20 protein-coding genes and 1 pseudogene are annotated in these 22,759 nt (G+C 42.0%); 8 read left to right on the top strand and 13 right to left on the bottom strand.

The window, feature by feature from the left end; translation table 11 throughout:
• Positions 1-557 precede the first annotated feature (557 nt).
• Together V7K56_RS27035 and V7K56_RS27030 are read left to right on the top strand one after the other, a co-directional pair.
• Positions 558-1,577: a substrate-binding domain-containing protein gene (locus V7K56_RS27035; RefSeq protein WP_334915412.1), complete on the top strand. Its 1,020-nt coding sequence runs from the start codon at positions 558-560 to the stop codon at positions 1,575-1,577.
• Positions 1,578-2,263: 686 nt separating this feature from the next.
• Positions 2,264-2,497, top strand: a complete 234-nt coding sequence (locus V7K56_RS27030) for a DUF3134 domain-containing protein (RefSeq protein ID WP_292870186.1) — start codon at positions 2,264-2,266, stop codon at positions 2,495-2,497.
• A 239-nt stretch (positions 2,498-2,736) separates the two neighbouring features.
• On the opposite strand, the gene mltA is transcribed toward V7K56_RS27030, so the two are convergent.
• Complete coding sequence (gene mltA, locus V7K56_RS27025) at positions 2,737-4,029, bottom strand: murein transglycosylase A (RefSeq protein WP_334915409.1); 1,293 nt, start codon at positions 4,027-4,029, stop codon at positions 2,737-2,739.
• Positions 4,030-4,118: 89 nt separating this feature from the next.
• A complete protein-coding gene (locus V7K56_RS27020) occupies positions 4,119-5,474 on the bottom strand; it encodes a proton extrusion protein PcxA (protein WP_334915407.1) in 1,356 nt (451 codons plus the stop codon).
• A gap of 78 nt (positions 5,475-5,552) precedes the next feature.
• Here V7K56_RS27020 and V7K56_RS27015 point away from each other — a divergent pair, with 78 nt between their 5' ends.
• From V7K56_RS27015 to V7K56_RS27005, 3 genes are all read left to right on the top strand, one after another.
• A complete protein-coding gene (locus V7K56_RS27015) occupies positions 5,553-7,730 on the top strand; it encodes a recombinase family protein (protein ID WP_334915405.1) in 2,178 nt (725 codons plus the stop codon).
• Positions 7,731-7,955: 225 nt separating this feature from the next.
• On the top strand, positions 7,956-8,792 hold the full coding sequence (locus V7K56_RS27010; protein WP_334915403.1) for a sulfite exporter TauE/SafE family protein: 837 nt from the start codon (positions 7,956-7,958) through the stop codon (positions 8,790-8,792).
• A 1-nt stretch (position 8,793) separates the two neighbouring features.
• On the top strand, positions 8,794-9,183 hold the full coding sequence (locus V7K56_RS27005) for a DUF1634 domain-containing protein (protein ID WP_334915401.1): 390 nt from the start codon (positions 8,794-8,796) through the stop codon (positions 9,181-9,183).
• A 46-nt stretch (positions 9,184-9,229) separates the two neighbouring features.
• On the opposite strand, the pseudogene V7K56_RS27000 reads toward V7K56_RS27005, so the two are convergent.
• The 8 genes and pseudogenes from V7K56_RS27000 to tnpA all read right to left on the bottom strand — a co-directional run.
• Positions 9,230-10,498: pseudogene (locus V7K56_RS27000) on the bottom strand (ATP-binding protein); the annotation flags it as partial.
• A 19-nt stretch (positions 10,499-10,517) separates the two neighbouring features.
• Positions 10,518-12,422 (bottom strand): ATP-binding protein, encoded by a 1,905-nt coding sequence (locus V7K56_RS26995; RefSeq protein WP_334915399.1) that lies wholly within the window; start codon positions 12,420-12,422, stop codon positions 10,518-10,520.
• A complete protein-coding gene (locus V7K56_RS26990; protein WP_334915397.1) occupies positions 12,419-13,426 on the bottom strand; it encodes an ATP-binding SpoIIE family protein phosphatase in 1,008 nt (335 codons plus the stop codon). Before V7K56_RS26990 ends, V7K56_RS26995 begins: the two co-directional genes overlap by 4 nt.
• A gap of 1 nt (position 13,427) precedes the next feature.
• A complete protein-coding gene (locus V7K56_RS26985; protein WP_334915395.1) occupies positions 13,428-13,826 on the bottom strand; it encodes an anti-sigma regulatory factor in 399 nt (132 codons plus the stop codon).
• A complete protein-coding gene (locus tag V7K56_RS26980) occupies positions 13,813-14,226 on the bottom strand; it encodes an STAS domain-containing protein (protein WP_334915393.1) in 414 nt (137 codons plus the stop codon). Before V7K56_RS26980 ends, V7K56_RS26985 begins: the two co-directional genes overlap by 14 nt.
• Before the next feature lie 12 nt (positions 14,227-14,238).
• Positions 14,239-15,117, bottom strand: a complete 879-nt coding sequence (locus V7K56_RS26975; protein WP_334915391.1) for an STAS domain-containing protein — start codon at positions 15,115-15,117, stop codon at positions 14,239-14,241.
• A gap of 199 nt (positions 15,118-15,316) precedes the next feature.
• On the bottom strand, positions 15,317-15,754 hold the full coding sequence (locus tag V7K56_RS26970; protein WP_334915389.1) for a YidH family protein: 438 nt from the start codon (positions 15,752-15,754) through the stop codon (positions 15,317-15,319).
• A gap of 130 nt (positions 15,755-15,884) precedes the next feature.
• Positions 15,885-16,292, bottom strand: coding sequence for an IS200/IS605 family transposase (gene tnpA / locus V7K56_RS26965; RefSeq protein WP_334915387.1), 408 nt, complete (start codon positions 16,290-16,292; stop codon positions 15,885-15,887).
• Between tnpA and V7K56_RS26960 the strand changes: the two genes are divergently transcribed.
• Together V7K56_RS26960 and msrA are read left to right on the top strand one after the other, a co-directional pair.
• Entirely contained in the window at positions 16,272-17,279 is a 1,008-nt protein-coding gene (locus V7K56_RS26960) for an RNA-guided endonuclease InsQ/TnpB family protein (RefSeq protein WP_334915385.1), read from the top strand. The two genes, tnpA and V7K56_RS26960, sit on opposite strands and share 21 nt — an antisense overlap.
• A gap of 160 nt (positions 17,280-17,439) precedes the next feature.
• The gene (gene msrA / locus V7K56_RS26955) at positions 17,440-18,108 is read left to right on the top strand and encodes a peptide-methionine (S)-S-oxide reductase MsrA (RefSeq protein WP_334915383.1); all 669 of its coding nucleotides are present in this window, start codon (positions 17,440-17,442) and stop codon (positions 18,106-18,108) included.
• 139 nt (positions 18,109-18,247) lie between these two features.
• Here the strand turns inward: msrA and V7K56_RS26950 are convergent, their stop codons facing one another.
• Positions 18,248-19,441: a serine/threonine protein kinase gene (locus V7K56_RS26950; RefSeq protein WP_334915381.1), complete on the bottom strand. Its 1,194-nt coding sequence runs from the start codon at positions 19,439-19,441 to the stop codon at positions 18,248-18,250.
• 572 nt (positions 19,442-20,013) lie between these two features.
• Between V7K56_RS26950 and V7K56_RS26945 the strand changes: the two genes are divergently transcribed.
• The gene (locus V7K56_RS26945; RefSeq protein WP_334915379.1) at positions 20,014-20,361 is read left to right on the top strand and encodes a hypothetical protein; all 348 of its coding nucleotides are present in this window, start codon (positions 20,014-20,016) and stop codon (positions 20,359-20,361) included.
• Between the two features lie 229 nt (positions 20,362-20,590).
• Here V7K56_RS26945 and rfbB read toward each other — a convergent pair whose 3' ends face one another.
• Both rfbB and V7K56_RS26935 read right to left on the bottom strand, forming a co-directional pair.
• On the bottom strand, positions 20,591-21,652 hold the full coding sequence (rfbB, locus tag V7K56_RS26940) for a dTDP-glucose 4,6-dehydratase (protein ID WP_334915377.1): 1,062 nt from the start codon (positions 21,650-21,652) through the stop codon (positions 20,591-20,593).
• Between the two features lie 78 nt (positions 21,653-21,730).
• Positions 21,731-22,726, bottom strand: coding sequence for a glycosyltransferase (locus V7K56_RS26935; protein WP_334915375.1), 996 nt, complete (start codon positions 22,724-22,726; stop codon positions 21,731-21,733).
• Positions 22,727-22,759: the final 33 nt, after the last annotated feature.

Below are 22,759 nucleotides of genomic sequence, written 5' to 3'. Positions count from 1 at the left end.
CAAAATTTAACAGCTATTACATATAGCAGTTATCAAAAAATTGTGGAATTCTAAATTTCTTTAGTTCGCATTTAGCGGTAGTTTGTAATAAACTGCTGAATATTTACATGAAAGAAAGTAATTTCCACAATTTAAATAAAATTGCCATTCCAAATTAAGTAAGTGTGTAAAATTAAACATGGCTTTTTAACAGGGAATAAGAGACTGAGCACATGAATTTAAGCATTATTCATAGCACCTAGTAATCACTCCCTTAATACGAAAGCAAGTGAATGTTTATTTATACAAACTTGCTTTAATAATGTAGAGCTTTTGACTAGCAACCAATATGTAATAGAGTCGAGTACCAATAGCTAAATGTGCTCTATATATATTTAATTATTTGCTTTTTAATTGTTTTACATATTTTAATTGTTTGTGCAAGCTTTTTATTTATAAATAACCTTGTAAATGCCAATTTTTTTTGCTTAAAGAAGGTTATTTATAATTGCCAGTTTGACACTGGACTTGGATTTGTTAGTGTGTTTAACCCGAAAATTAACTTGAAGGAGATTGACATGGTTTTCTATCGCGATCGTCAATTGACCCAGTTTGCAAGTTCAATTTCTCTATTTGCCATCACAATTGGTTTAGTAGTAAGTCAATCTGCTACTCATAAATCTCTAGCTCAGACCTCTAAAAATCTAGGTAATGGTGAAGGTGCAAGTACTGTAACTGCTTTATTTACTGCTATTAAAGGCTTCACATTCACATATTCTCCAGTTGGTAGTGGCGCAGGATTAAAAGCTTTTTTTGCTAAAAAACCATCACCAGGTGCTCCTAGCCCAATCAATTTTGCAGATAGTGACGATCCCGTAGCAGGAACAGAAACAGTTACTGACGGTAGTGGTTACGTTCAAGTGCCTGTGGTAGGTGTCGGAATCACATTAGCTTATAACGCTACTGGTCTTACTATACCAGCAGGTGGAATTAAGCTTTCATCAGCTAGTTACTGTGGTATTTTGAACGGTAGCATCACAAATTGGAGCGATAAGAGCATTAGTACAGATAACGGTGGCAAACTAATAGCACTCAATGTACCCATCAAAGTTGTGCGTCGTGCTGACTCAAGTGGTAGCACTTTCATTTTAAGCAGTCATCTCAATACTGTATGTAAGACTTGGAATAGAGGAGTGGGTACAACTGTTAATTGGCCAAGCACTTTTCTTAGCGCTACTGGTGGCGGAAAGCTAGCCGATACGGTCGCAAGCATTAAAGGTGGATTTGGTTATGTGGATAATGCTACCCGTGTAAGTAAAAGTCTACCTGCCGCACTCTTACGTAACAAAGCAGGTAATTACATTGCTCCCTCACCAGCTGCAATTACAGCGGCTATTAAAGATGGAACTGTTGTAAAATATGGTACTAATAAAAATCTGACTAGAATTGATAAATTGACCAATCCTAGCAGTGCAAGTTCTTATCCCATTTCCGGAGCAACTTATTTGTTGTATTACTCAAATGAAACCGGATTTCAAGACTTCATTAAAGCTGCAAATGCTTTAGCTGCATCTCTCGGATATGGTTCTCTTCCATAGGTTTATAAATTAACCTAGCAAACTACCAGAGAATAGCTGTTAATTCTGTTGAGAGACTTTAACAGCTACGAAGGGCGTTGCTGAATTCAAGTATGAAATTTCAAAGTTAAACGCTTGGAACCTTTGTTTTTGCTGTTGTGGGCGAAACAAAATTCATCCTCTTAATCAGCAACGCCCTATTTTACAATTTTCTACAAAGATGTTGACTCGCAAGGATATAAAAATCCTGCCTCAGGATTATATTACAATCCTGGGGTTTCATTCATAGCGATTCTTGTTCATATACAACATTAGTTTGCGATCGCGATCGCTTTTAGGCATCCACCGATGCCGTCAGGTGAAGCGATCGCAGGATCTTGCGTCAACTATGTTATAATTTTATCTGTTGAGAAATATTTTCGGTCATGTGACTGACTATATGGACGCCTCTTTGAATCTAAATCTCTACACCCTTTGATTCTGAGGGTGTTTGATGTCATAAGTATTCCAAAAATTGAAATTTTAGTTAGCCGAAATGTATTGTAATACCTCGCGTGGTGCTGATACACTTAACAGACTTGAGACGAAAACCTCAATGGGTCATATTTCGTCTGTTGATAAAAAGCTTGTCATACAAGACTTTTAACCTTAATCTACAATTTTGATGTTTTTGTACGCCAACCTATAATTCAAAGTGAGTTTTTTTTATGCCTATAAGTCCTTTGCGTGAAGAACCTCGTAACCAGCGAGCGCCTGTAATTCGTACAAGTAATGAGTTTATTCTCTTGGAATGGCTGAAGTCTACTGGTCGTTTAATCGAGCGCGAACATCAAGAATCTGAGTATCTAACTGAAGTAGAAGAAATTTCCGAAATGATAGACCTTGACGATATCCCTTACGATCATGACGATGATGATGCTGACATGGATTTAGAAGCCTAGTACCGCTACGCGGAAGTCAAAAGTCAAAAGTCAAAAGTCAAAAATCCTATATTTTAGGGCTTTGAACGATTGAGAATGGTATCTTCATTTTTACCACGCTGTACTAGTAGGGTAATTCGTAATTCGTAATTACCCTAAGCGTTTCATTTTTTGAAATGTGTAATTTATTTACCCCGAAAGGCTAAAATTCCTGATTTATCTAAAAAGTCGGGAATTTTAGTATTAAAATGCGAGTGTGTTTAATTCTTGGACTTGAGTAAGAGATAAAATAATTGTCCATTACTGACTGTAACACCAGCGCGATCGCCTGCTATTTTCCCAGTACCTAAAAAATAATCTACTCTACCTGCACCTTTAATTGCACCTCCGGTATCTTGGTCAAGAACATAGCGACTAACGATGTGCTCCTCCATTTTTCCAGTAGGATTAACAAAGGGAATGGAAGCGCGAATCAACGCTAAAGCACCAGGAGGCATGAGAGATTTATCTGTAGCAATAGAACGCTCTGCTGTTAATGGTACGTTGATAGAACCTTGCGCTGGCTCACCGTGATTTTCTTGAAAAAAAACAAAGCTGCGATCGCGCGGAATATAAATATTTAATTCTTGGGGATGCTTTTGGAAATAATCGAGAATAATTGGCATGGTTATACCTTCTAGCGGTAATTTGCCATCATTCACTAATTCTCGCCCAATACTTTTGTAATTGTAAGCGGTATTACCTGCATAGCCAATTGCTGTCTGAGTTCCATCGGGAAGTTGAAGTCTCGCCGAACCTTCAATTTGAGCTAGATATGGTTCGAGGCGATCGCGAAACCAAAACAACTCTAATCCTCGCAATTTCCCTTTTGCACTTTGTAAACCATCTGCTCCTTCTAACTCTTGGCGTGTCGGATGAGGCTTAGTCCAGGAGTTGAAATCAGGAGGTAAGCGATAAACAGGATAGCGATATTCTGTTGTGGGGACGCGACTAGCTGCGTAAAGTGGCTCATAATAGGCGGTGAATAAAACGGAACCTTTCTTATCTTTACCGACTGACTGGTAAAGAACAAATTCTCGCTCTATGGCTTGGTGTAATTCTGTTGCAGAATTAGTTTTTAATAGGAGTTCGCGGAATCTTTTCAAGCTTTTGATGACGCGATCGCGCGTAATCCCAGCCACCGGATAGTTTTGATAAGCAGCCGCAGCATTAGCTGTTTGCAGATATTGGAGACTGCGAGCGATCGCACTTATCAGAGCCTTTTTGTCTGGTATTTTTCCATAAATTACTTCATCCAAACAAGAGGTATCACTTTGACAACAAGTAATTGGTAGTCTTTGGATTAATGGTAATTTTTGTTTTTGCAAAAATACATCTTGATTTTCAGCAGTTAAGGACAATGGTAGCTCCCACTTTTTCACCTGACATTCTGACGAAATGAGTTCCTGATGCGTCAAAGATTGCATCTGCACCAGGAAAATTGACAAAATCACAGGTAAACTGATGGCGATAATTTTGTTAAACTTTCCTAACCCAGGAAGTGTCTTTTTCATTAAAATTCAAAATTTTTAAGATTCTCCCCCTCGCTCAAATTCTAAAATCAAAAACCAAAAATTTTACCCAATGCCCAATGCCCTATTCCCTATTCATTCATATTACGGTAAGTCGCAACAGCAGATGGCGATATCCGGTTCAAATATCGGAAAATCCAATACTTAAATATGGTATCCAAAATCACCGGAAATGTTGCGATAAATAAAAAGATAGAATCTCTATTTGCCGGTAATCCCCAATGACGTGATACTCCTTCTAGAAGTACTTCCCAGCCATGAGGAGAGTGAAATCCTACAAAGATATCAGTAAACAAAATAATGATAAATGCCTTGGCACTATCACTAAGTCCATAAACAATATTATCAAAGAAATCTTTGAGCACAGCAATAGAAGACTTGCTGACTAGCAAAAGCCAGATCAAAGCAACTACCGAAAATATATCTGCAAAAACATTTTTGATCGCACCAGAGCTTTCGTGACGAAATTCTTCAGCCAGCTCTTTCGCCTTCTTTTTCATTTCAGTCTCCATCTGCTCAGGTAACAGTGGAGGGGCTTTGATAATGAGATTTTCAAACTTGAGCTTTTCTTCAAATCTTTGTAATTCTAGAAGGGCTTCTTCTTCCATTTCGGAATTAATAAATATCTCCATTTCCTGAGAGCTTCTAAATCTCTCAATAATTGGGCCGACTACAAAAGCTTTTGCTATCTGATGGGTTAAAAGTGGTACAATAATTAATAGTAAAAGAAACCTGAGAGATATTATTGTTCTTTTTTGAGTTTGACGAAAACTCTGAATTACTTCTTGTTCCGAATTAGGGTCTAATTCAACTTGTAGACGACTGATAGTACTTAAAATAGAGCGAGGTAAAACACCCGTTGTATCGGTTTTACTCTTGGCTTTTGGTTTATTATAAAAGTCTTGATTTGATATTTTGGATGGTAATGTTGGAGTATTGACGAGCGGCGATTTGTCGTCAGATATCACAGGGTTAACTGGTAGACTTGGAGGTTTGACTACTAAAGCGTTAGAAGTTACTCGCTCGGAATTTGTTGTGTATTTAGATAGAACTTGGTCGATATAGTTTAGCTTTTCCAAAACTAAAGAAGGACTCAGATACTCTATACCTGCTTTTTGAGCAGCTTTTTGATTCTCTTCATTTAGAAACCAACGGCTTGCTTTAAACTCCGTCAGCCGCATTCTGGCAATTTTTAATAGCTTGTTGAGGTCTGACTCAAAATAATCCATCACGCTGTTACTGTACATGGCTGAGTCAATGTCTATTTTGTTACCATTGAAATGCTTATCTTCTATTTCCTTAACCTTTAATGCTGCATCGTAAGCTTGATTTAAAGAACGTTCAGGAGTCTGTAAATACCATCGATAAGCAGCAAGTAAGAAAGAATAGATTTTTTGACTAAAAACAGAGTTTTTCATTGCAGACAATCATTCAGCATTATTTGGTGACTATTAACCTTAAGTTAACGCACGAGGTATACTAACAAATCTACAAGGAGAAAGTTTGTGGTTTCTCATTCGGTTTGGATTGTTGGCAGTAGCCGTAGTGGTAAGACGGCTCGCTTGGTAGAGCAATTTTGTAATTGGGTAAAATCAGAAAAACAATATACTGAATCATTTTATACGAAAAAATCAGGACGTAAAAAAACTGGTCATGTACCTGAATTTTTATATCTTAAACAAACAGAGCTGGGAGTTTTACTTTTAGCTGCCAATGATGATAATCGTCGCGAATTAGGAGATATAATTGTTACATCTACTTTGGGTAAATATCCGGTTCGTGCCAAGACGCCACTAGGTTTTTTTCAAGATGAAGTTGTTTTATTTTGGCCGTTGCTGATTAACTCGTTGAACCTGAAAGCACAGTTTCCGGTAAGATTGCGACCAGAAACAGAGCAAGAGTTAGCAACCAAACTTTGGCGTCCCCAATTAGACGAAGAAATTTTACGTATTGCGGGAGTGAATGAATCTCGCTTGGTGCGTCGCATCTTGGACTTATTACAATTAGCAGCTTACAGTGGTATACCTTGCGAAGATATTGCCCAGATTTTGGCCAAGGGTTTTGGGGAAAATACCACAACTTTAGAGCCGGAGTTTTTGGCATCTTTGCTACTAGATTGGCGTAATTGGTGTTTAGATAGGGGGTTCCTGACTTATGGGATTATTACCGAACTTTATAGTCAGCATTTGTTAAGCGATCGCAATTACCAGCAGCACCTAACTAAACGCTATCAGGCAATACTGGCGGATGATGTCGATGACTATCCAAGCGTAGCGCGTCTTTTGTTTGAGTTGCTATTAGATCGCGGTGCAGTTGGCGCGTTTAGCTACAATCCTGACGGTGCGGTGCGATTGGGATTGGGAGCAGATCCCAACTACCTAGAAGGGTTAGCAGAGCGTTGTCGAGTAGAAATCTTGAATGGGCTGCCTCCAGAGTCTTTGAGCGAACAACTAACTAAACAGATGGTGGAATTAGTCACTTCCCCGATGGTAGTATTGAGTTTACCAAAAACAGTGCATTCAATTCAAACCACCTCCCGCGCTCAATTATTGCGCCAGACAGCAGAGGTAATTGCTAACACCATTCAATCACAGCAAGTACAACCAGAAGAAGTGGCGATTATTGCACCAGGTTTAGATGCGATCGCTCGTTATACTCTAGTAGAAATCCTCGTCAAGCAAAATATCCTAGTAGAATCACTAAATGACCAACGTCCCCTAATTAGTTCGCCCGTGATTCGCGCCTTACTCACCATGCTGGCACTAGTTTATCCTGGTTTGGGCCGACTTGTAGATCGGGATGCTGTCGCCGAAATGCTGGTTGTGTTGAGTAAGAAACAACCACCTGAAAACTCTACAGACACGATGAATCGCGTCTCTACTGATATTGACCCAGTACGTGCTGGTTTGATTGCAGATTACTGCTTCGTACCCCATCCCGATCGCCCCAACTTGCTACCAGTGTCAGCCTTTGAGCGTTGGGATCGAATCGGCTATGCAGCGACTACAGCCTATAGTGAGATATTACAGTGGTTAGAACAGCAGCGATCGCAACAAGAATTGCGGTTAATTCCCAGTCCCATTTCTCTTTTGGACAGAGCTATTCAACGTTTTTTGTGGAATGGGAGTAATCTTCCCTACGAACAACTAGCAGCATTGCGGGAATTATTAGAAACCGCCCAACATTACTGGGAAATTGACACCAGATTACAACAAATTACCCCAGTTGAGACAACACCTCAGACAACTATTATTGAATTCATTCAACTACTGCGACGTGGTACGATTACTGCTAATGCTTACCCTGTGCGTCCGATTGGTGGAGCGAGAAAGGCTGTCACCTTAGCAACTATATTTCAATATCGATCTAGTAGGCGATCGCACCAGTGGCATTTTTGGCTGGATGCTGGTTCTCCCCTATGGGCGAAAGGTGGCGCGGCGACTTTGTTTGGTGCGCCGTTTTTTCTCCGAGACAGATTAGGCGAACCTTGGACAGCAGAAGATGAAAAATTGGCAGAAGAACAACGACTGCAAAGGATTTTGACAGATTTACTCTCTCGTGTATCCGAGAGAGTTTATTTGTGTCACAGCGATTTAGCAGTGAATGGACAAGAGCAATTAGGGCCGCTGTTACCCTTAGTAAATGCCTGTGTGACGGTTATTTCTGAGACTAATGTTAAGTAAAGTTTTCACGTAGAGGCAATTCATGTATATGCAAAGCAGCTTCCCGCAGGGTATTGCCCCTACAGCTTGTGAATCACTTTTAATTATCAATTTAACAAACGAAAATATTTGTTTCTATTAACGAAACTTCCTAGAATTATTTGGGGGTGAAATCAACCAAACAGCAACTAGGTTGAGTTTCGCTTTCTAGTCTCAAGCAAAAAAGTTTGTGGCGGGGGAAGCAATTTGAACATCCTAGAATTTTCTCTATTGGTATGGTTCGGCTCATTTGTTGCCGGATTTTTGGGGGCACTAACTGGGTTAGGTGGTGGAGTAGTAATTGTTCCCTTTTTAACATTGGTATTTGGGGTTGATATTCGTTATGCGATCGGTGCTTCATTAGTATCTGTAATTGCTACATCTAGTGGAGCCGCATCTGCTTACGTTAAAGAAGGCTATACAAATGTGCGGCTAGGGATGTTCCTAGAAGTAGCAACAACCTTTGGCGCAATAGTCGGGGCAATTGTGGCAGCAAAAATTTCTACGGAATTGCTTGCTGTTGTCTTTGGAATCGTTTTACTTTATTCGGCCTACTTATCCCGTCAAAGTCCACCCGAACACCTCAACAATTTGTCGCCAAACTCTCTAGCAATCCGTCTTCAGCTGAACGGTACTTATCCAAGTCCTACAGGAGAACAGTCTTATAACGTGCGCGGTGTGCCCTTCGGATTTGGATTGATGTTTGTTGCTGGCATACTTTCAGGATTGCTTGGTATTGGTTCGGGAGCGCTTAAGGTGCTGGCAATGGATCAAATTATGCATATTCCCTTTAAAGTGTCAACCACCACCAGCAATTTTATGATTGGGGTGACAGCCGCAGCTAGCGCTGGCATATATCTGAATCGGGGTTACATTGATCCTGGATTAGCAATGCCTGTGATGTTAGGAGTAGTATTTGGTGCTTTATTAGGAGCGTGGGTATTAGTCAGAGCTAAAGTAGAGGTTTTGCGAAATATTTTCAGTGTTGTGATTTTGGTGCTAGCGGTGGAAATGATTTACAAAGGTCTAATGGGGAGGCTTTAGAATGGCAAAAAGCAGGCGTAATAAATCTGAACAGCGCTTTGAACAATTTCTCGGCAATCTATTAAGAATTGGAGTCATTCTTGCCACCGCTTTAGTTTTAACAGGAGGAGTTTTGTATTTAATTCGCCACGGAAATGAGGCTCCCAATTATCAAATTTTTCGCGGAGAACTACCAGAGTTTCGTAATCCATCCGGGGTAGTGACATCTGTTGAATCTGGTCGTCGTCGTGGCATTATTCAACTTGGTCTGCTGATATTGATTGCAACTCCAGTTGTGAGAGTAGCCTGTTCACTATTAGCTTATGTACGACAACGAGATTTTACTTATATTATTGTGACTTTGATTGTACTATTTGGATTGTTATACAGTCTGATTGGAGGATATTTATAAATCAATACAGTTTCAGTTAGCGCCAAAAACTTTAAAATTCAGGTTGCTAGACCGTTACTATAGTCAAAATAGCCTGTATTAATAATTCTTGCTCAATTGGTTTAGAAATATGCTGTTGAAATCCGGCGGCTAGTGCTTGTTGTCGATCGATTTCTCCCGCATAAGCAGTCACGGCGATCGCTGGAATTTCTCCGCCCCGATCGGGTGACTGTTTTCTAATTTGACGAATTAGTGTGTAGCCATCCATATCAGGCATACCAATATCACTAATTAACAAATCAAATTTTGCTTGCCCCAAACTGCTCAGAGCATCATGTGCTGAGTCCGCTTCAGTCACTTGTACCCCGTACTGTTCTAGCACAAAGGCAATGAACTCCCGCGAATCTTTGTCATCGTCTACAAGCAGCGCTTGTAATCCATTGAGATTGAAATCTGAGCGATCGCCATCGGCAGTATTATCTTGATTCAATTTTGAAGCAGCGATCAGTGGAAGTTTGACTGTAAACACTGCTCCTTGTCCTTCTCCAGGACTGGCTGCTTGAACAGTTCCGCCGTGCAATTCAACCAAATGACGCACGATCGCTAACCCTAACCCTAACCCACCAAATTTTCGCGTCGTTGTCCCATCGGCTTGGCGAAAGTAGTCAAAGACGTAGGGCAGAAAGTCACTAGAGATACCCCTACCAGTGTCGCTGATAGTGATTTGAGTGTATTTCGTCGGATGAGTATCTACTTGATCATTTATAGTTTCTAACCGTACCTCTACTCGACCACCCTGTGAGGTAAATTTAATCGCGTTAGAAAGTAGATTCCAAATAACTTGTTGCAAGCGACCAGAATCACCCAACACTTGTCCAACGTTCGGTTCAAATATTGTTTTAATCTGAATAGATTTAGCTTCAGCAGCAAGCCGCACGGTTTCAAGGGCAGCTTTGATGGCAAAAGTTAGACCAACTGGAACTGTGTTTAAACTCAACTTACCTTGGAGAATACGCGACACATCGAGCAAATCTTCGATTAGTTGTGCTTGCAGTTTCGCGTTGCGCTCGATGGTTTCCAGGGCGTACTGAGTTTTAGCTGCGTCCTGGTGATTCTTTTGCAGAATTCTTGCCCAACCGAGAATTGGATTCAGGGGCGATCGCAATTCATGAGATAGCACTGCTAGAAACTCATCTTTGATGCGGTTGGCTTGCTGCGCTTGTTCAGTTTGTTGCTGCAAAGAAATCATCAATTGATTGAGGCGATCATTTTGATCTTGCAGCAAGGCTTCTGCTTGTTTACGTTCGGTGATATCAGACAGGATGAAAACCGCACCTGTGAGAGTCCCATGCTCATCAAGTACCGGGTCGATGGTTTTGGCAAACCACTGTCCTTTCGACTGAAATTCGAGAATTTGCCGTTGGTGAGTTTCTTTCGCCCGGCGAAAACAAGTGCCATAATTGTTTTACAAGATACCGATAAGCGGGGTCATCGTCAATTAACAAGATTTTTTGAGGCTTGTTCTCAGTAATTAGCGTATTAAGTTTGTTCAACAACGGCAATCTGTCTACTGGCTTAATTAGAAAACCGTCTGCTCCTAGCGCCAGTGCTTGCTTCTCGTTATCAATGATGGTAATCACGAGTACAGGAATAGTGCGAGTTGTTTCATCCCCTTTGATTTCTCGCAAGAACGTCCAGCCGTTTTGCCCCTCCAGCAGAATATCTAGCATAATCACTGCCGGTCGAAGTTGTTGTAAGGCAAGCCTGGCTTGAGCTAAGGTGCGGGTAGCAATCAATTGATAGATTGATTCCTGAAAGTGCTTTTCGTAAATAAATAGGGTTTCAGGATGATCTTCAACCACCAGAATGGGCAGGCGAGTTGGCTCAACTGATACAATCGGTTGCATTACGGTGGTCAATTCGGTGGCATGTGGGTAGACGATCGGAATCAATGCTGTAAAGGTGGAGCCTTCACCCAGCTGACTTCTTACTGAAATGCTGCCGCCGATTAGCTCTGCTAGCTTGCGCGATAACGGCAATCCTAACCCGGTTCCCTTCACCTGCTTTTGCAGAGGGGACTCAATTTGCATAAAATCCTCAAAAATCCGCTCTTGATCGGCTGAAGCAATGCCGATGCCTGTATCAGATACAGAGAAGGTCACGGTATAACCAGTTTGCACAGCGGTGACGCGCACCTCTCCCTGCTCGGTAAATTTGAGCGCATTCGAGACAAAGTTTCTCAGAATTTGAGCGACTTTGCCCTCATCGCTGTAAAGCGGCGGAATGCCTTCAGGTTCCTCAACAATCAGTGCTACAGAGGAGCCTTGAACTAATAATGGGCGCAGCATCCCCCGCAGCGTCGCAAACAAGTCACTAACTTCAAAGGAACTGGGATGCACCTCAATTTTTCCAGCTTCCACCTTTGCCAAATCCAGCAAGTCGTTAACCAGTTCTGATAATCCGCTCGCCGCCTTTTGGATGAATGTCACTTGCTTTTCTTGTTCGACAGTTAAATCGCCATCTATCCCTGCCAGTAGCATCCGAGAGAGGGACAGAATCGAGTTGAGCGGCGTGCGAAATTCATGGCTCATGTTCGAGAGAAAGCGGGTTTTTAGCTCGTTTACCTGTTGCAGGGAGCTTGCCTTCTCATCCAGTTCTGCATAGAGGGCAACCACACCACGATTGGTATCTTCCAGTTCCTGATTGAGTTGGCTGAGTTCTTCCTCGCGCTTTCGTAGCTCTGCCATTGCTTGGAGTAATTCCTGGTTTTGCTGCTGGATTTCTTCATAGGGATTTTCGGGCGATCGCCCAATCACGGTTTCTCGAATCTGCTGCAATTGCGAATCGGTGAAAGTAGGTGTGCGCTTCGACAACCTTTTGCCCATCACCACCGTTGTTCCCTGTCCTGGCAGCGATTCAATCTCAAAAAAATCCATCAACCTGCGCGTGCCCACGATGCCTAGCCCCATTTTTGTGTCAGAGGTGTAGCGTCCTGCCAAAACGTCTGCCAGATGAGGAATGCCCCCACCGCGATCCTGAATCCGAACCAGAAACGCTTGAGGCTCTCCTGCCACAGAAAATTCAACTGTTCTGCCATTGGCATATTGAAACGCGTTGCGAGCAATTTCGGAAACTGCCGTTGCCAATCGTGCTTGATCTTGAGCATCAAAGCCCAACTGCTCGGCGATCTCGCGAGTTCGTTGCCGAGCTTGCACAACATCTTCTTCATACTGGATGGTGATCGTGAAAACGATTGTCATCTGCCGATTCCTTTAGCCACTAACACCGTCACATCGTCCCGCTCTCGGTTAAAGTCTCGGTATAGCACACCTGCAATCAGGCTGGGATGTTTTTGACTCAAGCCTGGATAGCGATCAATCTGCCACTTAGCACCTAATCCGTCAGAATGCATAATTAAAAGTCCGTTGGCATACCAAGAATAGCTAAACTCTTGAATTTTGAAGATTTCATGTCCGACCGTGCCATTGTGAGACAGGAGATTGTAGTGCTTAGTAAAGGAAAAAATACTGGCAGCAATATTGCCAATTCCAGCAAAGCGGAGAGACTGTTGTTCAAAGTCGATTTCGGCAATGGCGAGTGCCGCTCCGCGCGTACTTCGCAAGGCAGCGTGGGCAGCTTCGACGATCGCACTAGGAGAACGCTGATAATGTTCTTGAAAAATTTTCACGGCGGCTTCAGCAGCACTGGCAGCCACAGGCCCATGCCCTAAGCCATCGGCTACTAGCAACAGACTGCGACAATCATCGACTTCACAAGCCCAGGCATCTCCCGAAATTTCTTCTCCTCGTTTGGGCAAACAGATCGCTCCAATTTCTAAAATCTTCTCAGGCAGATGAGGTGCTGGGTCTAGCCAGAGGTGAGCCAGCAGCGCTGTTCCTTGGTTGGGAATGGAGTAAATTTCAAATAAACCAGAAAGGCGACGAATTGCACCCATTCCATTACCTAAAGTTCCGGCTGTGGAAAAGCCATCTTGCAAACACTTATCCACATCCACCATTCCCTGTCCTTTATCTAGCGATAAGATTTCAATGCCAATTCTGGAATGTTGCTTGAGCGCTCGCAGCAGCATTACTCCGCCGCGAGCGTGCTGTACCAAATTGTTAGCAACCTCTGTCACCACAATACCAACCTTGCTCCGTTCAGTTTCTTGAAAGCCGAGCTGAGTTGCCAAAGCGATCGCTGCTCGACGAGCTTCTCCGGTCTGGCTGGATTCAATAATTGTGATGGCAACAGATTCTTTCATTTTATTTCCATCGTACAATTGTTACTTGTGTCCCTTCTCCCACCGCAGACTGAATTTCAAACTCGTTGGCAAGTCGTTTGGCACCACTCAACCCCATACCCAACCCGCCCCCGGTCGTGAACCCATCCTTCAGCGCCAACTCAATATCGGGAATTCCCGGCCCTTGATCTTCAAAGGTCAGCCTGAGTCCTCGTCGTCTCCCTTGCTCAAGAGTTTCTAGTTTTACTGTGCCGCCTCCACCATAGTCTAGGGTATTGCGAGCTAACTCACTAGCGGCAGTCACAATTTTAGTTTGGTCTACTAAGCTAAAGCCAATCTCTACGGCAAGCTGGCGCACGGACTGCCGAACTAAAACTACATCTACAGAAGATTGAATGTTAATCGTTTCAGTCTTCTGCATCTTCATCTGCACGCCGTTTTGTGGCAGTGATTTGATTTCTGGTTTGATTGAGTGACGAGCGCAACAGTGCCATACCCTTTTCAACATTTAGGGCAGTGCGAATGCCCGTCAGCGACAGCCCCAATTCTACTAAGGTGATTGCCACAGCAGGCTGCATCCCGACGACAACCGTCTCAGCATCTAGCACCCGTGACATTCTGGCGATATTACCTAAAATCCTACCAATGAAGGAATCAACAATCTCTAATGCAGAAATATCAATCAGTACACCGTGAGCCTGAGTTTCAGTGATGCAGCTGGTCAAGTCATCCTGTAGCGTCATGGCCAGGCGATCGTGCATATCTACCTGGATCGTCACAAGTAGGAAATTGCCCATTTTGAGTATAGGAATGCGTTCCATTTCCTGTCCACCTCATTTGGATTCAGGGCGGATAATGGTCACTCCTAACCGTTTTAGCGCTATGAGAAAGGCATCGGCTAACGTTGCCTTTGTTGTGACATTAGCTAAATCAATGCCGAGATAAACTATGGTTTGGGCAATTTGAGGACGAATGCCACTGATTATACAATCGGCTCCCATAAGACGGGCGGCGGTAACGGTCTTAAGCAGATGTTGAGCAGTTAGGGTATCAACAGTGGGAACGCCAGTAATGTCAATGATGGCAACTTCGGAACCGGTTTCAACAATTTTTTGCAATAACGACTCCATCATTATTTGAGTACGGGCACTATCCAGGGTGCCGATAATCGGCAATGCCAAAATTCCCTCCCAAAGTTTAACCACTGGGGTAGACAGCTCCATTAATTCTTCCTGCTGTCGCAAAATCACCTCTTCCCGCGTCTTTTGATACACTTCAATTGTCAGCAATCCTAGCCGATCCAGTAAGTTTGTGGCTAGCCAGATATTGTCACCCAACTCAATAGTGTCTTGCAATTGCTGACGCATTCGTGTGAAGAGGGGTTGCTTGAACGAAAAGACGAATGTAGCTGTTTCTGAGGGTGTGAAGCCATTTAGCGATCGCGATCGAGAAATGCTGGTGAGCATTTCCCGCATTTCCTGCCACTCTGCTGCCTGAATATTAGTAAAGTTGCCCCGCCCAATGGCAATCCGAAACAAACTTAGGAATTCCCGGCACTCCTCCTTGAGCTGGGTTTCTTTAATCAAGCCTCTGCGAATATTGACAATGGCTAGTTCCTGAGTCCACTCCGACAGCAAGTCTGCCTCGAAGGTTTCTAATATCTTTGATATTCTACTTTCACTCATCGCTTCTTTGAGGGCAACCACTTTCATTAGTTCAAAATCAGTGTATGACGATTCAGCCCAAGCTGAAAGCGATGATTACAAAAAGCTTAAAAGCTTGCTAGATTTGAAGTACGATAAATTATTGAGCAGACATAGAGCGATGCCTGCGATTTTTGCTTGCCTACGCTCAGATTGATTGAGAATTGGTAAAGAAGTTACAAAAAATGCGATTGTCTAAAAAGTGTATTTAATGCAAATTTCGAGACTGTGGTTGCATGGGAACTGGAGAACGAGAAGGTACTTTATCGCGCCTTAAGAGTAAAGGAATACTGAAAAATCCTAAAATAATTACTACTCCAGTCATTATCCAAACCATTAACCTATTTGGTCTATAGTCGCCTCGTTCAATTTGCCAGAAAACTTGGTTGTATCGCCACGCCGCTAAGGCAATAGTCGAAATTCCAAAAATTACCAAAGCAATACCCAAATTTTCCGAATTAGATAATGGACTTACCGGAGGTTCTTGTTGAATAATTGCAATATTCAACTGGCGCAGAAATATACCAAATCGCGCGATCGCAAAACCAAAGCCAATCAATGCAATAGAAGTGCGTAACCAAGCCAAAAATGTACGTTCATTCGCTTGATGCTCTCTTTGACGGTCAATTTTCGGTATTTTATCCATCTAGACCTCCACAAGGGTACTCCCGCCACACCGTAGGTTGGCGGTGAGGGGAATTGCGGACGCCAGTTTGCTCAAGTCGGGAAACCCGCCCACGCAACTGGCTCGACAATTGGAGGGGTTCGATACCCCTTCAATTGTCAGGACTGCTCTGTTTCTCAACATAAGATTTAAGTTGCTCAAGGGTAACGCCTCCGCACGAAGCGACAAAATATGCACCTGTCCAAAATACTGGTTTTTTGTAGAACTGGTTAATATGTTCAGCGAACTCTTTGCGAATAAGACGACTAGATACAGTTTTGAGGTTATTGACCAACTTGCTTACTTCAACATCCGGCGGATAGCTAATAACCAAGTGAACATGGTCTGATTCTGCGTTGTACTCTGTAACTTTGCTTCTCCACTTAGCACAGGTATTCTCAAATATTTCTTGCAGTCGTTTGAGCATTGCTTGATTGATAACCTTTCTCCGGTATTTAGTCACAAGCACTAAATGAATGTTTAAGCTGTAAACTGCTCTGTGTCCTATGTTGTAAGTCATGCCACCAAATGGTATTATGACTATATGTTATTTACTTACCAGTTCAAACTCAATCCTACTCCCGAACAAGTTGTCATTCTTGAGACTTGGGGAGAATTGCTGCGTCGTCACTGGAATTACGTGCTTGGGGAGAGATTGGACTGGCTAAGACGTACAAGGTCACAGATTGACCGATGTAGCTTGGTTTCTGAGCCAATTGGCGAGATACCAGATAAAGCAGATTACTATACACAGGCATCAAACCTCAAGCGAACTAAAGAGCTATTTCTTGGCTACAAGAACATCTACGCCGACTGCCAACAACAAAACCTGATCAGGTTGGACAAGGCATGGAAGCGATGGCTAACACCTGATAAGTTTGGCAAGAAAGGAGGTAGACCACGATTTAAAAAGCGTGGTGACATAAGTTCATTTACTTTTCCGCGTGTTAACTCACCAAAAGCTGGCGCGCACCTGACAGGCAATATTCTCAAGTTATCCAAGATTGGTGAAATTGAGGTCATCTTACACCGTTCAATCCCTGATGGGTTTGAAACTAAGCAAGCAACGATATTGTGTAAAGCGGATGGTTGGTATGTCAGTTTTTCTTTAGAAGATAAAACCGTACCCGATTCTTTACCTCTTGATAAAATTAAGTCTGCTACAGGTATAGACGTTGGGCTAGAAAAGTTTTTAACTACTGCTGATGGACAAAGTATTGAAGTTCCACAGTATTACCGTAAGGCACAATCTACATTAGCCCGTCAGCAACAGCAACTTGCTCGTAAAATTAAAGGGTCTAAGAACTATCAAAAGCAGGCGAACTCGGTGGCTAGACTTCATTTGCACGTAGCAAGACAAAGGAAAGAGTTTCATTATCAAGTCGCTCATTGGTTGGTTAATTGCCATGACTTAATTATTTTTGAAAATTTGAACATTAGAGGATTAGCTAGAATATCTTCTGAGGCTAAATTTGCCTTAAAAAGTATTCATAAAATCGATGAATAGCATGGACTAACACCACACAGGACTTACGCAACTGGCACAATCGCCCTCGGTGTGGCGAAAGCGCAACTTCAAGAGCAAAAGGTATTAATACTTACAGCCCAACAAATGGCGAGAATCTTTACAATAGTAAATAAGGTAAAGATATATATCATCAAAATCAATGGCACTATTCGGATTTGGCAAAAAAGCAGTTATGCCCACACCTGAAGAAGCTTTGTCAGGAAGGGCACAATCTATGTCAGTACCCGCTACTCATTATGTCAACAAGAATCCCTTAAAACCTCCTTTTCCTGATGGATTAGAGAAGGCAATTTTTGGCTTGGGCTGTTTTTGGGGTGCAGAACGCAAATTCTGGCAACTTAAAGGAGTTTACACCACTGCAGTCGGTTACGCTGCTGGGTTCACACCCAATCCTACATACGAAGAGGTATGTAGTGGGCGAACCGGACACAATGAGGTAGTGTTGGTTGTATTTGATCCCAAAGTGATTAGTTATGGCGAACTGCTCAAAGTCTTTTGGGAAAGCCACAATCCCACCCAAGGGATGCGTCAAGGTAATGATACGGGCACTCAATACCGTTCGGGAATTTATGTATATTCCGAAAATCAAAAGCAGCTAGCAGAAGCATCGCGGGAAGCTTATCAACAAGCCCTCAACGATGCAGGTTATGGCAAAATTACCACAGAAATCTTGGATGCGCCGGAATTCTACTACGCCGAAGCTTACCATCAGCAATACCTTGCTAAAAATCCTAACGGGTATTGTGGTTTAGGAGGGACAAATGTATCTTGTCCGGTGGGTGTAGTTGAATCGCAAGTTAGTAGTTAAAAGAAAGCAGGGAGCAGGGGAGAAATCAATTCAAAATTCAAAATGACGCTCGCGGACTCGCTAACGCTGCGCTAACAAAATTCAAAATTAAAGAACTTCTGCCTCCTGCCTCCTTTTTCCCAATGCCCAATGCCCCTACTTAAAATACCGATTTGAGCAAAGCGATCGCTCTAACCCACAGCATAATACTAATAGGCGCTCCAAGTAGAATACCAGCGATCGCCCAGCCTCTCTGATGGGCTTTGAATTGTTCAATACTGCGCCAATGTCTACTTTTCCAAGCCCATTCATTGCCTTTTGCACCAAGTGCGATCGCCATTATCCACCAAGCATTAGGTACAAAACAGAATAAACCATACCACACTTGATTCGGCCACATCCACAACCAAGGCATCAGAAAAGCGCCCCAATTCCAACCAAGAATTTCCTCTGGGACTGTTTCATTCTGATTATTGATCCCGCATCCAGAATTATTGATGATTTCTTTTAGCGGCAAAAGCTGATTCTTGTTTACAGATTTGACAGCCAGTCCCGATTTGAGAGCATTCAGTGCTTGGCTAGCACTAGTAAATCTTTGTTCGGGAGCAGGTTCTATCAACTTTTGTAGCCAACTGACAAAACTGGGACTGAGGTTAACTCGGTCTATAAATTGTAGTCGCAAATCCTGCTGGGGTAAATCAGAGGGGAAAGTTCTAGTGAGCAAATGAATCAAAGTCGCTCCCAGTGCATATAAGTCTGAAGCCGCAACTGCTCTACCACCAAATTGTTCCATTGGGGCATAACCATAAGTACCGACAACGGTGAAAGTAACGCCTTCTCTTGCTGCTTTATCTTGAACTGCGCCAAAATCAACTAAATAAACCCGATTATCTTCGCCCCAGATTAAATTACTCGGTTTAATATCTCTATGCAACACTCCTGGATTCAATTCATGTAGATAGGTGAGGATATTTAAAACCTCAACAGCAATTTTTCTCGCTCGCTTTTCACTAAACCTTTTGCCAACAGCAAGTTTTTCCTTAAGCGACTCACCAGGAATATATTCTTGTATTAAGCCAAACCAGAGTGTGCGATCGTCGATACAAAAATAATCTATATATCTAGGGATGCGGGGATGATTTAGCTGTTTAAGGATTTGTGCTTCCCTCTCAAAAAGTTTCAGGTCATCCCACTGTACAGTACCGCCAAAGGCCAAAAGTTTGACCACAACGATAGAATTTTCGCCATTAGAGGCTTGTAAATCTTTTGCTAGCCAAGTTTGGCGAATTCCATTGTCGCCGAGTTGGCGCTGGATTTGATAACGATCTTGTAATATTTGTTCTGGTTGCAGCATCTTACACCTGCTGGCAATTTACGTTGATCTGATTCCTTATATTCAAGGATAGTCATTATCTACAAAAACTGGGGGAGCCAGATAAATTTATTGAAAGCAGTTGAAGATTCTAACTTTGAGGTTCTCTAAAGAGTTAGTGCGAATTATTGTTCAGACCGAAAACTTTGGCGTTAGCGTAAAGCCTACGGCATAGCCTTGCTTACCGCGAAGCGTCTCGTAGAGAAGCTCACCGTACTCCACGGAGAAGCAAGCTACGCGTAGCGTCTCGCAGAGAAGGTATTGAGCGCAAATCGATAAGTAGTAAGACAAAATTAATTACACAAATTTCGACCTGAAACCCTTATGTAGCCTAAAACCTAATATGTAAATATTTCTGTCCGATTACTTACCTGTAAATCTGATTGCTGTCTAAAAAACTGATATTTTGATACTTTTTTGCATAATTGTTGAGAACGACAGACAAAGTGCGATCGCAACTAATCATCCGCAAAGCCAATACCAAAGGCAAACTAGCAACCCGCACCATACCATTAATAGAAGACGTAAAATTGTAGGAGTTGAACGTCAAGAAAATGACTGGCACACCTGAATACTTTCCTAATAGGCTAGATCGCGCTGAACAAATAATTTTAGGATTGGCTGAAAGACAAGCTAATGCTCAAGTAGAATTGGATGAACTAAGGCAGGAAATGAGAGAGCTAACCACTAATGTTGACCGTGTTTTAGCTCGTAGCGCAATTTTAGATGATGTACTTCTAGAGTTACGTGATAGTCATGAGCAACACCAACGTAATTTTGAAGAACATCAGCATAATTTTGAACAACACCAGCGTAATTTTGAAGAACATCAGCGCACCACAAACGCTGCATTGCAAAGTCTTGAGTCAATATTATTGCAGTTAATTAGAAATAATTCTTGATCAGACAAGCTAAAGAAGCTAGTAAACGCTACCAATTGTTGATATAAGAGTTAAAAAGACAAAGTAATTAGCAGACGTAGCATTAGATAAGTCTTTATTCATTGAAAGCGGCGGGAAACTCTATCCCGCAAGTGGCGTGGAGATTTTCATAAATTTACAGAAATTACTTATGTCAGCACTTGTTTTTAACTTGTCACTAACGGAGTTAGTCCAATTTTAGGTCATTATTTTACAGATAATTTTTGCGATAGTAAGCTTGATATTCCGCAGACAGCAGAGGTTCCCACCAATCACGACGATTGAGATACCATTCAACAGTTAAACGTAAACCCTCAGCAATTGTTACTGAAGGCGTCCAACCAAGGTGAGTTTTAATTTTGTTCGCATTAATTGCATATCTTTGATCGTGTCCTTGTCTATCTTTGACAAAAGTAATCAACTGCTTTGCTGGATGTATAGGTAAATCAGGTGCTAATTCATCCATCATTTCACACAAAAGTTGGACGAGATTAATATTTTCTACCTCATTCTTGCCACCAATATTGTATGTTTCTCCTGGTTGACCATGATTGATTACCACATCTAAAGCACGGCAATGATCTCCCACATAAAGCCAATCTCGTACATTTTTACCATCACCATAAACAGGTAATGGTTTCCCTATCAAAGTGTTGATACACATCAGGGGAATTAGTTTTTCGGGAAACTGATAAGGGCCGTAATTATTAGAGCAATTTGTGATAATGGTTGGAAGTTGATAAGTATGATAATAAGCACGAACTAAATGATCGCTACCAGCTTTTGAAGCTGAATAGGGACTATTGGGAGCGTAGGGTGTCGTTTCACAAAAAGCTGCGTCATCTGGGCCCAAACTACCGTAGACTTCATCAGTAGAAACGTGTAGAAAACGATAATCAGATGGCTGTGCTTTTGCCTGCCAATGTTGCCGAAAAGCTTCTAGGAGAGTGAAAGTTCCCACTACATTAGTTTGTACAAAAGCAGCTGGCCCAAGAATCGAACGATCAACATGAGATTCAGCGGCAAAATGGGCAATAGTATCAATATTTTCCGTTGATAATAGATTGTCTATGATGGTGCGATCGCAAATATCCCCCTGGACAAACCGAAAATTATCTCCACCTTCAAAGGGCGCCAAATTCAGACGATTCCCCGCATAGGTAAGAGCATCTAACACCACCACGCGATCGTCTGGATAAACCTGACACCAATAATGGACAAAATTCGCCCCAATAAACCCCGCACCACCAGTAACTAATAACCGCCGACTCATTCAATTTCCTCTCTTCTCTCTGTGTTCTCAGCGCCTCTGCGGTAACCTGTGGCAAGCCTCTACACGTCTACGTTTCTATTACTTAAAATATTTCTTCCTCAGCTTTCCGTATATCTTTTGAACGAGTAATTTTGCCATCCGTATTTTCGTCAAATCCTTAATATTAGATGGCTGATGAATTTTGTGGTCAAAAAACTCATTTAACTCATCAAAAATAACTTGGAAACGCTTAATAATATTTTCAGTCCGATGCTCAACCAAAAATTCTTCAGATAAGCTAAAGTTTACTGAAGATTCAATCACTTTCAAAATCCGTTGGACATCATATTCTTGAGAATATCCAGCAATTTTATAGCAATTAAATCCCGGGTCTAAGTAATCTGCTAGTCCACCATTGACACTAGAAAATACTTGACAACCACAGGCAAGAGCTTCCATTGGTTGTAAACCAAATCCTTCACTAACACGCTGTTGTGCCCAGTACTCAGCCGAATCATAGAGGTAAACCTTAGCTCGGTTGAATAGTCTAGATAAATCCTCTATATATGAATCAACAACCAATACTTTACAACGTTTTTGCAACGCTGGAATCAATTCTTTAATTAAATACTCAGAAGACTTCCGAGCTTGAACTAAAACATCAATATCCCGTTCCAAACCTAAATTTTGAAACTCATCAGAAATTTGATTAGGCAAATAATAAATCAGAGAATTAGGTGATTTTTCTCCCCAATACCCCATTGTATAGCGGCTAACAGTCATGATTGGAATACTTGCAGGTAGTCTAAATGGATAACCTGCACTATGTGCATGGTAAACGACATTGTATTGTTTAAGTTTAGCCACAAGTTCAGCTATATCAAATCCCCAACTGATCACAAAAATTACATCATTTAAATTTTTCTCTTTTAGCAAATCATCAATATAAAGCTTACCTTTTTCCCGTTGACGGTAAGTTACAACATCAGCACTACAGAAATTCTGAGCTAGATTAAGCGCTTTTAACTCAGCCCAAAGACCACCACAGGCAAATTTGCTATCTGTACCGGGAAGTAAGAAATAAAGTTTTCTCATAATTTTATTAGGGCATTGGGGGAGTAATTTTGA

This window comes from Nostoc sp. (genome assembly GCF_036917535.1).
Taxonomy (GTDB): domain Bacteria; phylum Cyanobacteriota; class Cyanobacteriia; order Cyanobacteriales; family Nostocaceae; genus Nostoc.
This window is presented reverse-complemented; position numbering and strand designations above follow the sequence as displayed.